At 69.7% G+C, this 14,479-nt stretch carries 12 protein-coding genes; 4 read left to right on the top strand and 8 right to left on the bottom strand.

Annotated elements, in window-relative coordinates; translation table 11 throughout:
- Positions 1-35: 35 nt before the first annotated feature.
- From AC1DIW_RS04110 to AC1DIW_RS04095, 4 genes are all read right to left on the bottom strand, one after another.
- Positions 36-956 (bottom strand): ABC transporter permease, encoded by a 921-nt coding sequence (locus AC1DIW_RS04110; protein ID WP_442278963.1) that lies wholly within the window; start codon positions 954-956, stop codon positions 36-38.
- Positions 953-2,089: an ABC transporter ATP-binding protein gene (locus AC1DIW_RS04105; RefSeq protein WP_478106555.1), complete on the bottom strand. Its 1,137-nt coding sequence runs from the start codon at positions 2,087-2,089 to the stop codon at positions 953-955. Before AC1DIW_RS04105 ends, AC1DIW_RS04110 begins: the two co-directional genes overlap by 4 nt.
- Positions 2,089-3,330 carry a polyamine ABC transporter substrate-binding protein gene (locus AC1DIW_RS04100; protein WP_478106554.1) on the bottom strand — a complete coding sequence of 414 codons (1,242 nt, stop codon included), beginning with the start codon at positions 3,328-3,330 and terminating at the stop codon, positions 2,089-2,091. The genes AC1DIW_RS04105 and AC1DIW_RS04100 overlap by 1 nt, the downstream gene beginning before the upstream one ends.
- 100 nt (positions 3,331-3,430) lie before the next feature.
- Positions 3,431-4,879: a gamma-aminobutyraldehyde dehydrogenase gene (locus tag AC1DIW_RS04095; RefSeq protein WP_478106553.1), complete on the bottom strand. Its 1,449-nt coding sequence runs from the start codon at positions 4,877-4,879 to the stop codon at positions 3,431-3,433.
- A gap of 113 nt (positions 4,880-4,992) precedes the next feature.
- Between AC1DIW_RS04095 and AC1DIW_RS04090 the strand changes: the two genes are divergently transcribed.
- Positions 4,993-5,505, top strand: coding sequence for an Lrp/AsnC family transcriptional regulator (locus AC1DIW_RS04090; RefSeq protein WP_442278959.1), 513 nt, complete (start codon positions 4,993-4,995; stop codon positions 5,503-5,505).
- Positions 5,502-6,941, top strand: coding sequence for an aspartate aminotransferase family protein (locus AC1DIW_RS04085; protein ID WP_442278958.1), 1,440 nt, complete (start codon positions 5,502-5,504; stop codon positions 6,939-6,941). Before AC1DIW_RS04090 ends, AC1DIW_RS04085 begins: the two co-directional genes overlap by 4 nt.
- A gap of 11 nt (positions 6,942-6,952) precedes the next feature.
- On the opposite strand, the gene AC1DIW_RS04080 is transcribed toward AC1DIW_RS04085, so the two are convergent.
- Positions 6,953-7,873: a DUF1996 domain-containing protein gene (locus AC1DIW_RS04080; RefSeq protein ID WP_442278957.1), complete on the bottom strand. Its 921-nt coding sequence runs from the start codon at positions 7,871-7,873 to the stop codon at positions 6,953-6,955.
- A 245-nt stretch (positions 7,874-8,118) separates the two neighbouring features.
- Between AC1DIW_RS04080 and AC1DIW_RS04075 the strand changes: the two genes are divergently transcribed.
- On the top strand, positions 8,119-8,844 hold the full coding sequence (locus AC1DIW_RS04075; protein WP_478106552.1) for a hypothetical protein: 726 nt from the start codon (positions 8,119-8,121) through the stop codon (positions 8,842-8,844).
- An 89-nt stretch (positions 8,845-8,933) separates the two neighbouring features.
- On the opposite strand, the gene AC1DIW_RS04070 is transcribed toward AC1DIW_RS04075, so the two are convergent.
- Positions 8,934-9,872: an AEC family transporter gene (locus AC1DIW_RS04070; protein ID WP_442278955.1), complete on the bottom strand. Its 939-nt coding sequence runs from the start codon at positions 9,870-9,872 to the stop codon at positions 8,934-8,936.
- Between the two features lie 82 nt (positions 9,873-9,954).
- Between AC1DIW_RS04070 and AC1DIW_RS04065 the strand changes: the two genes are divergently transcribed.
- Positions 9,955-11,064, top strand: a complete 1,110-nt coding sequence (locus tag AC1DIW_RS04065; protein WP_442278954.1) for an LOG family protein — start codon at positions 9,955-9,957, stop codon at positions 11,062-11,064.
- An 82-nt stretch (positions 11,065-11,146) separates the two neighbouring features.
- On the opposite strand, the gene AC1DIW_RS04060 is transcribed toward AC1DIW_RS04065, so the two are convergent.
- Together AC1DIW_RS04060 and AC1DIW_RS04055 are read right to left on the bottom strand one after the other, a co-directional pair.
- Positions 11,147-13,060 carry a propionyl-CoA synthetase gene (locus AC1DIW_RS04060; protein WP_478106551.1) on the bottom strand — a complete coding sequence of 638 codons (1,914 nt, stop codon included), beginning with the start codon at positions 13,058-13,060 and terminating at the stop codon, positions 11,147-11,149.
- 4 nt (positions 13,061-13,064) lie between these two features.
- On the bottom strand, positions 13,065-14,432 hold the full coding sequence (locus AC1DIW_RS04055; protein ID WP_478106550.1) for an MFS transporter: 1,368 nt from the start codon (positions 14,430-14,432) through the stop codon (positions 13,065-13,067).
- Positions 14,433-14,479: the final 47 nt, after the last annotated feature.

Raw genomic sequence — 14,479 nt, 5'->3', positions numbered from 1 at the left:
CGCGATGTTCTCGCTGACCCAGGCACGGGCACGGCTCACAGGACCTCCTCCGTCCCGAAGCGGCGGACGTACCCGAGGACGAGCACGAGGATGAGGATCATCAGGCTGATCGAGAGCGCCGCTGCGGTCGGATAGCCTCCCAGCACCGTGAAGAACTGGCTGTTGATGACGTTGCCGACCATCTTGGTGCTCGTGTCCGAACCGAGCAGCTCGGCGTTGACGTAGTCGCCCGCGGCGGGGATGAAGGTCAGCAGGGTGCCGGCCAGGATGCCCGGGGCCGCGAGCGGGATCGTCACGGTGCGCAGCGTCGTGAACCGGTCCGCATAGAGGTCACGACCGGCTTCGAGCAGGCGCGGGTCGGCGCGCTCGAGGCTGGTGTAGATCGGCAGCACCATGAAGGGCAGGAAGTTGTAGGTCAGCCCGGCGACGACCGCGACCCAGGTCTCGGTGATGTGTCCGCCGGGGAGCAGGTGCAGGGCGTTGAGGGTGCGCGCGAGCGGGCCCTCGTCGGCGAGGATCTGGCGCCAGGCAATGGTGCGCAGGATGAACGAGGTGAAGAACGGCGCGACGACGAGGATGAGCATGACGTTCCGCCAGCGGCCGGCCTTGAACGCCATCGCGTAGGCGAGCGGGAACGCGATGACGAAGCAGAGCACCGTGGCCGTGCCCGCGTAGAGCAGCGAGCGGAGGAAGTGCACGCCGTACGTCCTGAGGGCCTCGACGTAGTTGCCCACGTTGACGTCGCGGTAGTAGTAGCCCGGAGCGCCGGGCCACTGGGACTGCAGGCTCGCCGAGCCGAGCTGGACGAGCGGGACGATGAAGAAGAGCGTCAGCCAGAGCAGCCCGGGCACCAGAAGGAGGTACGGCGTCCACCTGCGGCGCTTCCCGCCGCGGCGGGGCGGCGTCAGCTGCGGGTCGCCCGCCTCGCGTGCGCTCGCGGCGATGGCGGTCGTCATGCCCCGGCCTCCGCGAGTGCGGCCTTGCGGCCGTCCTCGTCGACGGGGACGCCGAAGGCATGCGTCGGGTCCCACGACAGCCACACGTCGTCACCCGGGCGCAGGCTGATCGGGTCGACGTCGAGGTTCTGTTCGTAGACGGTCCAGTTGCCGCCGCTCGGGACGGTGACGAGGTACTGCGTGGCGACACCGCTGAAGGACACGTCGGTGACCTTGGCCCGCACGTCGTTGCCGGTGCCGTCGGGCTGGGACTCGTGGATCCGGACCTTCTCCGGACGCACGCCGAACATCACCTCGCCGTCATGGATCTGCGTGCGCTGCTTGGGGATCCGAACCTTCGTGTCGCTGACCTCGGCCATGATGAAGTCACCGTCGGTGCCGAGGATCCGTCCGACTCCGAGGTTGGACTGGCCGACGAAGTTGGCCACGAAGACGGTCCGGGGCAGGTCGTAGAGCCGCTCGGGCGGCCCCATCTGCTCGATCCGGCCACGGTTCATGACGGCGACGGTGTCGGCCATGGTCATGGCCTCCTCCTGGTCGTGCGTCACGTGGATGAAGGTCAATCCGACCTCGCTCTGGATCCGCTTGAGCTCCACCTGCATCTGGCGGCGCAGCTTGAGGTCGAGGGCACCGAGGGGCTCGTCGAGCAGGAGCACCTCCGGCTGGTTGACGACGGCGCGAGCAAGTGCCACACGCTGTTGCTGGCCTCCGGAGAGCTGCATCGGTTTGCGGCCGGCGAGGTGCGAGAGCTGGACGAGCTCGAGCGCGTCGTCGGCCAGGCGCATCGCGTCGGGGGCCTTGCGGCGCTTGGGCCCGAAGGCGACGTTCTCGCGGACGGTCAGGTGGGGGAAGAGCGCGTAGCTCTGGAAGACCGTGTTGACGGGACGCTCGTGCGGGCGCGTGCCGGTGAGGTCGGTCTCTCCGATGAGCACCCTTCCGGCCGTGGGCTGCTCGAGTCCGGCGACCATGCGCAGCGTCGTCGTCTTACCGCAGCCGGACGGCCCCAGCAAGGCGAAGAACGAGCCGCGCGGCACGACGAGCGACAGGTCGTCGACCGCCGTGAAGTCGGAGAACTCCTTGGTGACGTTCTCGAGGACGAGGTCGCCGTGCGCCTCGCGCGTGTTCGTGGCCATCAGTTGCCCACCGCCGTGCTCCAGATCTGGGAGAACTTCTGGTCCTCCGCCGGTGACAGGGCCCGGAAGCTGCGGGTCTCGGCCCTGAGGTACTCCTCGGTCGGGAAGATCATCGGGTCGTCGACAAGGGTCGGGTCGACCTTCTTCATCTGCTCCTGGGCACCCTGGACCGGGCAGATGTACGCGACGTACGCGGCGACCTTCGCGGCCACGAGCGGGTCGTAGTAGTAGTCCATGAGCCGCTGGGCGTTGCGACGGTGGCGCGAGGTGATGGGGACCATCATGTTGTCGCTCCAGAGCGTGCCCTTGGACTCGGGCAGCACGAACGTCCAGTTGTCGTCCTTGGTGTTCGTCTGGAGCTGGGCGATGTCACCGCTCCAGACGATGCCCGCGATCGCGTTGCCGCTCGTGAGGTCCTGCAGGTACGAGTTGCCCTTGATCCGGCGGATCTGTCCGTTGGCCAGCTGCTTCGAGACCTCGTCGACACCCTTCTGGAACTGCGCCTCGGTGAAGTTCTGCGCGATGTCGACGCCCTGCCAGAGCATGATGAGCCCGACGGTGTCGCGGAACTCCGACAGGGCCGTGATCTTGCCCTTGAGGTCGGGGGCCCAGAGGTCGTCGAGCGTCTTGAGCTCCCGTCCGACCTTGCCCTTGTGGTAGCCGATGCCGGCGAACCCGCTCTGCCACGTCAGCGAGTGGTTGCGGCCCGGGTCGAAGGAGACCTCCTGCAGGATGGGCCGGAGGTTGGGGGCGTTGTGCATGCGGATCAGCTCGAGGGGCTGGACGAAGCCCTGCTGGATCATCCGGTTGGCCATCCAGTCCGTGAAGACGAAGATGTCGCGGTCGATGTCCTGCTTCGCCTGCAGCTGCGGCCCGATCTTGGTCGCGTACGAGTCGTTGTCCTCGATGTCCTCCGAGTACGTGGCCGTGATGCCGGTCAGCTTCTGGAACGCCTCGAGGGTGGGGTAGGTCTTCGTCTTGTCGTCGTAGTCGAGGTATGCCGTCCAGTTCGCGAACTTGACGATCTTCTCGGTGTCGGAGACGTCCTTGGGCAGGGTCAGTGTCGGTGCGGCACCGGCGCCTGCACTCGGTGGCACCGGCGGCGCGCACGCGGACAGGCCCAGGGCAGCGAGTCCGGCAGCGCCGCCCCCGAGGAGCCCGCGTCGTGAGAGTCCGGATGAGGCGGCCAGGGAGGCCAGGGCTCGGATGCCGGGATCCGAGGGGGGGCGACGGCTGTTCACGCCTTCTCTCCTTCACGTGCTGGTGAACGCACCCGGTCCGAGTGGGCCGGGCGTCCGGACGTCCCTGTCCGTCCGTGCTGCTTCCCCTGTGGTGTCCCGTTCAGGACTCGATGTTGGCCATGACGTGCTTGATGCGGGTGTAGTCCTCGAGCCCGTACATGGACAGGTCCTTGCCGTAGCCGCTGTGCTTGAATCCCCCGTGCGGCATCTCTGCAACGATCGGGATGTGCGTGTTGATCCAGACGCAGCCGAAGTCGAGCCTCTTGCTCATCCGCATCGCCCTGCAGAAGTCCCTGGTCCAGACGCTCGAGGCGAGGCCGTACTGCACCCCGTTGGCCCAGGCGAGCGCCTCCGCCTCGTCGGTGAACTGCTGCACCGTGATGACCGGGCCGAAGATCTCGCTCTGGATGTGCTCGTCGTCCTGGCGGAGCCCGGCCAGCACGGTCGGCTCGAAGAAGAAGCCGTCGCCGAGCGTGTTGACCCGCGAGCCTCCGGCGGCCACGCGCGCGTGGTCGGGCAGCCGGTCGATGAAGCCGGAGACGTGCGCCATCTGGTTGGCGTTGTTGACCGGGCCGAGGCTCGCGTCCTCCTCGTGCGGCATCCCGACCTTGACCGAGGTCCGGGCGTAGTCAGCGAGCGCGGCGACGAAGTCGTCGTGGACCCGAGGACCCGCCAGCACACGCGTTGCGGCCGTGCAGTCCTGGCCGGCGTTGAAGTAGCCGGCTCCCGCGATGCCCTCGACGGCGGCCTCGATGTCCGCGTCGTCGAAGACGATGACCGGCGCCTTGCCCCCGAGCTCGAGGTGCACGCGCTTGACGTCGCGCGACGCGCTCTCGGCCACCTGCATGCCGGCGCGGACCGAGCCGGTGATCGCCACGAGCGCCGGCGTCGGGTGCTCGACGAGCATGCGTCCGGTCTCGCGGTCGCCGGTGATGACGTTGAAGGTGCCCTCGGGCAGGAACTCCGAGGCGAGCTCGGCGAGGAGCAGCGTCGTCTCGGGCGTCGTGTCGGACGGCTTGAGGACGATGGTGTTTCCCGCGGCGAGCGCCGGGGCGATCTTCCACATCGCCATCATCATCGGGTAGTTCCACGGCGTCACCTGGCCGACGACCCCGATCGGCTCACGACGCACGAACGAGGTGTGCCCCTTCATGTACTCCCCCGCGGACTTGCCCTCGAGCACCCGCGCGGCACCGGCGAAGAAGCGCAGCTGGTCGAGCATCGGAGGGATCTCCTCGCTCCGGGTCAGCGCGTGCGGCTTGCCGGTGTTCTCACCCTCGAGGCGGACGAAGTCCTCGGCGCGGGCCTCGATGGCGTCCGCGAACTTCAGCAGTGCCGCCTGGCGCTCCCCGGGGGTCGTGTCACCCCACGTCTCGAACGCCGAGGACGCGGCGGCATACGCCCGGTCGACGTCGGCCTGCCCGCTGACGGGAGCCGTGGCCACGACACGAGCGGTCGACGGGTCGACGATGTCGAGGGTCGTGTCGCCGGCGGGGTCGACGTACTGCCCACTGATGAAGTTGCGGAGCTGGCGTGGCTGCGAAGTCATGCGGGAATGCTAGACGCATACCTTCGCAATCGTGAAGACTTGTCGAGAGAATTCTTCGGAATCAGTTGCCCGAAGACTTGCCAACAGTGCGTTCCACAGGTCAGTATCGGCGCATGACGACCATCCGCGGCGTGGCCAACACGGCCGGCTCCGGGGGCAACGCAGCCAAGAAACCCTCGGTCAACCTCGACGACGTGAGCAAGACCATCATCGAGCTCCTGCAGCACGACGGGCGCAAGTCGTACGCGTCCATCGCGCAGGAGGTCGGCCTCTCCGAGGCTGCGGTGCGCCAACGCGTCCAGCGCCTGCTCGACGCCGACGTCATGCAGATCGTCGCGGTGACGGACCCGCTGCAGGTCGGGTTCCAGCGCCAGGCGATGGTCGGGCTGCGGGTGTCGGGAGACATGACGGCGGTGGCCGACGCGCTGACGAAGATGGACGAGGTCTCCTACGTCGTGACCACGGCCGGGAGCTTCGACGTGCTCGCCGAGGTCGTCTGCGAGAACGACTCCCACCTGCTCGAGCTGCTCACGAGTCGCATTCGCCCCCTTCCGGGCGTCACGGCCACCGAGACGTTCGTCTACCTGAAACTCAACAAACAGCTCTACAACTGGGGTACACGATGAGCATCAACCCGAACGAGATCTGGGAACCGACCTCGGACCACCGCACGCCTGCCGGCACCCTCCACTCAGAGGCCGCGCGCGACCACCTCTGGATGCACTTCACGCGCCACTCGGTCTTCGAGGACCGGACCGAAGGCGGCCTGGGCCACACGGTCCCGATCATCACCAAGGGCCAGGGCTGGAAGATCTGGGACGACCGCGGCAACGAGTACATCGACGGTCTCGCCGGCCTCTTCGTCGTCCAGGTCGGCCACGGGCGCGAGGAGCTCGCCGAGGCGGCGGCCAAGCAGGCCAAGGAGCTCGCCTTCTTCCCGCTGTGGAGCTATGCCCACCCCAAGGCCATCGAGCTGGCCGAGCGGCTCGCATCCCACGCTCCCGGCGACCTCAACCGCGTCTTCTTCACGACCGGCGGCGGCGAGGCGGTCGAGACCGCCTGGAAGCTGGCCAAGCAGTACTTCAAGCTGACCGGCAAGCCGACGAAGCACAAGGTCATCTCCCGCAACGTCGCCTACCACGGCACGCCCCAGGGCGCCCTGTCGATCACGGGCATCCCGGCGGCCAAGGAGATGTTCGAGCCGCTCGTGCCCGGTGCGCACAAGGTGCCCAACACGAACCTGTACCGCGCCCCCGAGCACCTCCAGGGCGACGAGAAGGCCTTCGGCCGCTGGGCCGCGGACCGCATCGCCGAGGCCATCGAGTTCGAGGGGCCCGACACCGTCGCGGCCGTCTTCCTCGAGCCGGTGCAGAACTCCGGTGGCTGCTTCCCGCCACCCGCCGGCTACTTCGAGCGCGTCCGCGAGATCTGCGACGAGTACGACGTGCTGCTCGTGTCCGACGAGGTGATCTGCAGCTTCGGCCGCATCGGCTCGATGTTCGCCTGCGACGACTTCGGCTACGTGCCCGACATCATCACCTGCGCCAAGGGCATGACGAGCGGCTACTCCCCCATCGGCGCGATGATCGCGAGCGACCGGCTCTTCGAGCCGTTCAAGTCGGGCACGACGTACTTCCCGCACGGCTACACCTTCGGTGGCCACCCGGTCTCGGCCGCGGTCGCCATGGCCAACCTCGACATCTTCGAGCGCGAGGGCCTCAACGACCGGGTCAAGACGAACGCCCCGATCTTCAAGGCCACGCTCGACAAGCTGCTCGACCTCCCGCTGGTCGGCGACGTCCGCGGAGCGGGCTACTTCTACGGCATCGAGCTCGTCAAGGACAAGGCGACCCGCGAGACCTTCAACGACGCCGAGTCCGAGCGGTTGCTGCGCGGGTTCCTCTCCAAGGCGCTCTTCGACGCCGGCCTCTACTGCCGCGCCGACGACCGCGGCGACCCCGTCATCCAGCTCGCGCCGCCGCTCATCATGGGCCCGGAGCAGTTCGACGACATCGAGTCCCGCCTGCGTTCGGTGCTCACGGAGGCCGAGAACCACCTCTGACCTGAGTCATGTCAGGGCTGGCACGCCGCCCGCGAGTAGGCCCGGTGGTCCACGACGCACGTCTGCACGAAGGCCTCGAAGTCCTTCTGCGACCACGTCTGCCAGAAGTCGGCGTGCATCGACCGACCGTCGCTCGTGCCCATCGCAGCGTCCGACGAGAGCGCCACGTCAGCGCCCGTCCCCGCGTACGCGAACTGAACCGTCTCCCGCAGCTCCGTCACACCGACCGGGAACCCCGCGGGGCACGACTGTCCCACCCGGTACGCGTAGTGCGCGTTGTCCCTCGTGTCACCGGACTGGCTCGCCGGGTGGCTCGGCAGTACCCCGTCCCAGCACGACGGGAAGTCGATGTGCGCCGTCAGCGTCCGCCCCGGCGTTCCCGGCAGACCCGAGCAGTCCGGGATGCTCAGCACCGGCGCGGATCGTCTCCCCGAGTTCTGCCCGCACGTCCAGTTGTACTCGGTCCCGATCAGCCGCGTGTCCGCCGGGATCGCCCGAGCCGGACCGAACTGGTCACCCGACGCCGCTCGGTAGTACGCCGTGAACTGCTGCGCCGGCACCAGCTGTCCGGCCTGCGGCCCCGAGACGTACCGCAGCGTCGGTGTCCAGTAGCCCGCAGAGTCCGCCGAGTTCGACAGCCCCAGCACCTTCCGGCAGTTGTTCGCCCGCCCCACCAGATCCGCGTAGTTCGCCGCGTTCGGGTTGGGCAGGGAGAACCACGCGATGTTCCCGAACAGCTGGTGCTCGTGCGCCGAACCCGTGCCGTTGTGATTGACGATCGGGTCGTACGAAGCGACCGACACCGTCGGCTGCCCGGACGCGTCGCACCCCACCTTCCCCAGCGCCGACGCCGGGCTGGAAGGCAGCAGCATCGCCACCACCACACCCGGGGCCGACAGGAGCGCCACGAGGATCTTCCTTCGCCTGTGCATGTCCCCCACCCTTCGCTCTCGCCGGACCGGAGTGGTCTCGGCGCCACCGCTCTTCCGCGTCGCGATCAGCCGTTCTTGTTCGGCCCGATGCAACCCTAAGTGTGTCGAAGATCATGGCTGCCGTCTGCCACTCGCAGCACTCCGCGGCCACGACGCGACCGACCTCCGGAACGCTCGGACGACGCGTTCGTTGGGGTAGGTGTGATGAGTGCGACGCCGACGCACCACCGACCCAAGGAGAAGACATGGGATTCCTCGACAAGCTGCTGGGCCGAGAGCCGTTGCAACAGCAGCGCCCCCAGCAACCGCCGCCGCCCACCGGCGAGCCCTATGCCGTCCCGTCGCCCCGAGGAGGCGCCTCCACCGAGGACGAGCGCGCCATCGCCCGCTACACGTACCTCCTGCGCACCGCCGACCCCGAGGACATCGAGAAGGTCCACGCCGAGGCCTTCGCGAAACTCACCCCCGAGCAGCGCCAGATGGTGCTCCAGCGCCTCACGGACGACCTCCCGGCGAGTGAGCGGCCGCGCAGCGACCAGCCGGCCGACCTTGCTCGCAGCGCCACCCGCGCCGAGATCTCCCGGCCCGGCTACCTCCAGGGCGCCTTCGGTGGCGGCCGTGGCGGGGGCGGCATGGGGATGGGCGGCATCATCGCCGGCTCGATGCTCGGGACCATTGCGGGTGTCGTCGTGGGCTCGGCCCTGGCGGACATGATGCTCGGTGGCTACGACTCCTCGCCCGAGGCCCACGAGGCCGGGGACGCCAACGGCGACTCCGGCGACTCCGCTGACTCGGGCGACGGGGACGGGGGCGGGGGCGACGCCGGGGGCGACGGCAGCGTCGACGCCGCGGGCGACACTGCGGGCTCCGACGTCGGCGACGTCGGCGGAGGCTCCGACTTCGGTGGTGGTGACTTCGGAGGCGGTGACTTCGGTGGCGACTTCGGTGGTGGCGACTTCGGTGGCTTCTGACTGAATCCGCAGCACGGATCGGCGAGCGGCGTTCGGTTCGCGCGGCCCCCCGCTGACGGGTGGCCGCGGAACCGGGCGCCGGCGTGGTGTCAGACGCCGGCGAGCCAGTGGAACAGCGCCGCGATGCCGAGGATGACGGGGACCGACGCGAACGTGCTGACGAAGATGACGTCGCGGGCGAGGTTGACCTCGCGGCGGTAGCGGACGGCATACGTGAAGATGTTCTGCGCCGTGGGGAGGGCGGCCGTCACGACGACGGCGAAGAGGGCCTGACCACGAAGGCCGAGCGCGAGCCCCACCCCGAGCGCGATCGCAGGCATGAGCAGGGTCTTGAGGACGACGATCGTCCACACGTGCTCGGCGGATCGGCCGGCTGCCGGCCGCGGGCCGCGCCGCAGCGAGATGCCGAACGCGACGAGCATCGAGGGCACGGCCATCGCCCCGAGCAGGTCGATGGGCGCCGCGACGACGCGCGGCAGGTGGATGTCGAAGACCGCGATCAGCAGGCCCGCGACCGCGCCCAGGGTGATCGGGTTGCTGAACATCCGGCGCACGCTGCGACCGAGAGTGGGTCGCTCGCCACGCGCGTCGCTGTCGAAGAGCGCCATGTAGACGGGCGTGATGATGAGCAGCTGCATGAGGAGTGTCGGCGCGACCCACGCGACGTCACCCAGGACGTAGAGCGCGATGGGGATGCCGAGGTTGCCGGCATTGACGTAGGCCGCAGAGAGGCTTCCGATGAGTCGTGACCCGAGCGTGCCTCCCGCCCAACGGAACCGGGCCACGAGCAGGTAGATGCCGATGACCAGGGCGAAGCTGATGAGTGACGTCACGAGGTTCGCCGACAGCACCGCGTCGAGCGACGTGCGCTGCATGACGGTGAGCAGCAGCGCCGGCGAGGCGACGTGGAAGGCGAGCCGCGAGAGGGTGACCTGCGCCGAGTCGTCGAGCACGCGACGGTCGGCGAGCAGCCACCCGACCGCGACGATGATCGCGATCGTCGCGAAGCCCTCCAGCACGCCGACCATGACGCTGATCCTTGCAGCGCCGGCGCACACGCCGAGTCGCGGGTCCGCTCCTCGGCATTCCGGGCGAGGCAGGATGGGACGCATGGAGATCGAGACGCTGGACGAGCTGGACGACCACCTCGACTCCGCCGGACCGTTGCGCGGCCTGCGCCTCCAGGACCTGGACCTCACCTCCTACGGCGAGCGCCTGGCGGCCCATGGGGATCTCACCGGTCTCGTCGTCCTCGGAGGCACCGTGCCCGTTCCCGTCGCCGAGCTGCTCCTCGTGCGTGGCGCGATCCTCTTCCCCGGTGTGGCCGATGCCCCGGTCGACCCGTGGCGCGGGCTCTACTTCCCGTCCGACCTCTACGCCGGCCTCGAAGGCGGGTATGCCGCCACCCCCGACGCCCGTGCGTACGCCTGGTTCGTCGACGCCCGGCTGCGCACCGATGCCTACTGCACCCTCGTGCGCGCCATCCACGACGACTCGGTGACCGACGAGCTCGACGAGTTCGTGCAGGGTCGATCGGTGGTCGGGATCATGGGCGGGCATGCGCTGCAACGGGACTCCCCCGCCTACGCTGCCGCCGCCGGCCTCGGGCACGCTCTCGCGGAGGAGGGGCATCTCGTCGCGACGGGTGGCGGCCCCGGGGCGATGGAGGCGGCCAACCTCGGTGCCCTGTGCCGGAGCACGGCGGCCGTCGAGGAGACCGTCGGCCGCATCGTCGGCGTGCCGGGCTTCCGGCCCGACATCACGCCGTGGGCTGCGACAGCGCTGGCGGCACGAGACGTCGTCGTCGGCGACGAGCCCCAGGCACCCTCGGAGACGCTCGGTCCGTCGGCCCGCTCCCTCGGCATCCCGACCTGGTTCTACGGTCACGAGCCGCCGAACGTCTTCTGCGACGTCATCGCCAAGTACTTCTCCAACGCGATCCGCGAGGAGGGCCTGCTCGCCCGGTCGAACGCCGGGATCGTCGTGCTCGACGGCGCCGCCGGGACGGTGCAGGAGGTCTTCCAGGCGGCGACCCCCCTCTACTACGCGCCGGACGATGCCCCGCTGCCCCCGCTCGTGCTCGTCGGCCGCCCCCACTGGACCGAGCGCGTGCCCGTCTGGACGGCTCTGCAGGCCCTCGCCGCGGGCCGCCCCATGTCGGAGGCGATCCACCTCGTCGACTCGATCGACGAGGTCCTCCCCCTCCTCGCGCCTCGCTGACCCGCGGAGTACTCCGTATCCCTCCCTTGATCGAGAGAGCGATCCGGCCGGACGGATCGCTCTCTCGATCAGGGTGCAGGGGTCACGCGGTGGGGCCGCGCAGCACCGGCGCGAGGGTGTCGAGCACCGAGGCGTCCTCGATCGTGGCCGGCACCGACGGGCTCTTGCCGTCGGCCATCTCACGCATCGTCTTGCGCAGGATCTTGCCGGAGCGCGTCTTGGGCAGCCCGGCCACGATGTCGACCTGGCGCAAGGCTGCGACCGCGCCGACCTCGGAGCGGACCCGGGCGACGAGCTCTCGCCTGATCCGGTCGCCGTCCGCGTCGCCGTCGATGCCCGACTTGAGCACGACGAGGGCACGGGGCACCTGGCCCTTGAGGTCGTCGTGGACGCCGATGACGGCACACTCCGCCACGGCCTCGTGCCCGGCCAGCGCCGCCTCCAGCGACCCGGTGGAGAGCCGGTGACCGGCGACGTTGAGCACGTCATCGGTGCGGCCCATGACGTAGAGGTAGCCGTCCTCGTCGACGTAGCCGCCGTCGCCGGTCAGGTAGTAGCCGGGGTAGGCCGAGAGGTAGGAGCTGACGTAGCGGTCGTCGTCGCCCCAGAGGGTCGGCAGCGTGCCGGGCGGCATCGGCAGCTTGATGCAGATCGCCCCCTCGACCCCCGGGTCGACCGGCTCACCCGTGCCGTCGAGGACCTGCACGTCATAGCCCGGAACCGCGACGGTCGGCGACCCCGGCTTGATCGGCAGGAGCCCGATCCCCTTGGGGTTGGCGGCGATCGGCCATCCGGTCTCGGTCTGCCACCAGTTGTCGATGACCGGCTTGCCGAGGGCCGCCGAGGCCCACTCGTAGGTGTCGGGGTCGAGGCGCTCCCCCGCGAGGAAGAGGGCCCGGAAGCCCGAGAGATCGTGGTCGGCCACCTTGGACGCCGTCGAGTCGTCCTTCTTGATGGCGCGAAAGGCCGTCGGCGCGGTGAAGAGGCAGACGGCGCCGTACTCCTCGATGACGCGCCAGAACGTGCCGGCGTCGGGAGTGCCGACCGGCTTGCCCTCGTAGAGGACGGTCGTCGCCCCGGTGAGCAACGGCGCATAGACGATGTAGGAGTGACCGACGACCCAGCCGACGTCGCTCGCGGTGAACATCGTCTCGCCGGGCGCGACGTCGTAGAGGTTGGCCATCGACCACCGCAGCGCCACGGCGTAGCCGCCGCTGTCGCGGTAGATCCCCTTGGGCTTCCCCGTCGTGCCGGACGTGTAGAGGATGTAGAGCGGGTCCGTCGCCGCGACCGTGACACACTCGCTGCCCTCGCGGGCGGCGTCGCCGGACTCGAACTCGGCCCAGTCGATGTCGCGCTCGCCGAGCTCGGCGGCCTGCTGCTCGCGCTGGAGCACGACGCAGTGCTCCGGCTGGTGCTCCGAGCGCCGGATGGCCTCGTCGAGGAACGGCTTGTAGGGCACGACCCGGCTCGGCTCGACGCCGCACGACGCCGACAGCACGACCTTGGGGGCCGCGTCGTCGATGCGCGCGGCAAGCTCCTGCGGCGCGAAACCACCGAACACCACGGAGTGGATGGCACCGATGCGGGCGCAGGCCAGCATGGCGATGACGGCCTCCGGGACCATCGGCATGTAGATGACGACCCGGTCGCCCTTGCTGACCCCGAGCCCGCGCAGGCCGCCGGCCACGGCGCGCACCCGCTCCAGGAGGACGGCATACGTCATCGTGCTCTTGGTGCCGGTCACGGGTGAGTCGTAGTGGATCGCCGCCTGCTCGCCACGGCCCGCGGCGACGTGGCGGTCGACGGCGTTGAAGCACACGTTGAGCTCGGCGTCGGGGTACCACCGGTAGAACGGCGGCCGTGAGTCGTCGAGGATCCGCGTCGGCGGCGTCACCCAGTCGATGCCCTCGGCAGCCGTGCGCCAGAACCCTTCCGGGTCGCGCAGGCTGGCGTCGTAGATGCTTTGGTATGCCGTCGCAGCGCCATCGCTCATGGCCTCACTGTGCCGCCGGTGCGGCCTCCGCGCCAGAGTCCGTGCGCCGAGGTGACGCATCTGACAGACGAGCGGTCGTGATCGCGACGCACATCACGGCGGCCGCGAGGCACAGGGCCCCGGCGACGTACCAGGCGAGGGTGTAGGCACCCAGGTGGTCGCGCACGAGCCCGGCGCCGAGTGCCGCGGTCGCCGCCCCGAGCTGGTGCGAGGCGAAGACCCAGCCGAAGACGATCGGGGCCTTCTCGCCGTAGGCGCTGCGGCACAGGGCGATCGTCGGGGGCACCGTGGCGACCCAGTCGAGACCGTAGAAGAGCACGAAGGCCAGCATGTTGACGTGCATCGAGTCGCTGAAGAGCGACGGCAGCAGGAAGAGCGACCCCGCGCGGAGGGAGTAGTACGCAGCGAGCAGGATCCGCGGGTCGACCCGGTCGGTGAGCCAGCCCGAGAAGATGGTGCCGACGACGTCGAAGACGCCGACGAGCGCGAGCAGCCCGGCCGCGGTCGTCGTCGGCATGCCGTGGTCGTGGGCGGCGGGGATGAAGTGGGTGCCGACAAGGCCGTTCGTCGACGCGCCGCACACGGCGAAGCTGCCGGCGAGGAGCCAGAAGACCTTGGTGCGGGCGGCGTGGCGCAGGGTGTCGACCGCGAGGCGGGCGGGGTGGCCCGTCGGCCGCGGCGGCCGCGCCACGGGCGTGCCGGCGGGCGCGCCGTAGGCCGTGATGCCGAGGACGCTGGGGTGGTCGTGCAGCTTCCACAGCACGAGCGGGACGACGGTCAGCGCTGCGGCCGAGGTGGCGATGGCCGCACGGCGCCACCCGTGGTGCGCGGCGAGCCAGGCGAGGAAGGGCAGGAAGACGAGCTGACCGGTGGCGCCGGCGGCGGTGAGGATGCCGGTCACGAGTCCGCGGCGGGCGACGAACCAGCGACCCGTGACGGTCGCCACCAGTCCCATCGACATGGCGCCGGTGCCCATCCCGACGACGATCCCCCAGCACAGCACGAGCTGCCACGACTGCGTCATCCAGATCGGCAGGAGCGACCCGACGCTGACGAGGACGAGTGCCACGGCGATGACGCGCTGGATGCCGAGCCGCTCCATGAGGGCCGCGGAGAACGGCGCCGCGAGCCCGAAGAGCACGAGGTTGACCGAGACCGCACCACCGATCACACCCATCGGCCAGCCGAACTCGTCGTGCAGCGGCGTCATGAGCACGCCCGGCGTGGACCGGAAGCCCGCCGCCCCGATGATGGTCAGGAAGGTGACGACCGCGACCCACCACGCGGGGTGGATGCGACGCGGCCCGGCAGAGGGCAACGGCGGGCCCTGGACGGTGTCGTCGGCGGCGGAGTGTCGGTCGGTGATGCTCACGGGTCAAGACTGTGGCATACGCGACCCGGCAAACGAGTGGCCAGACG

The sequence above is a fragment of the Terrabacter sp. 01T434 genome (genome assembly GCF_056398545.1).
The sequence above is the reverse complement of the archived record's forward strand: the minus strand, read 5'-3'. Positions and strand labels throughout refer to the sequence as shown.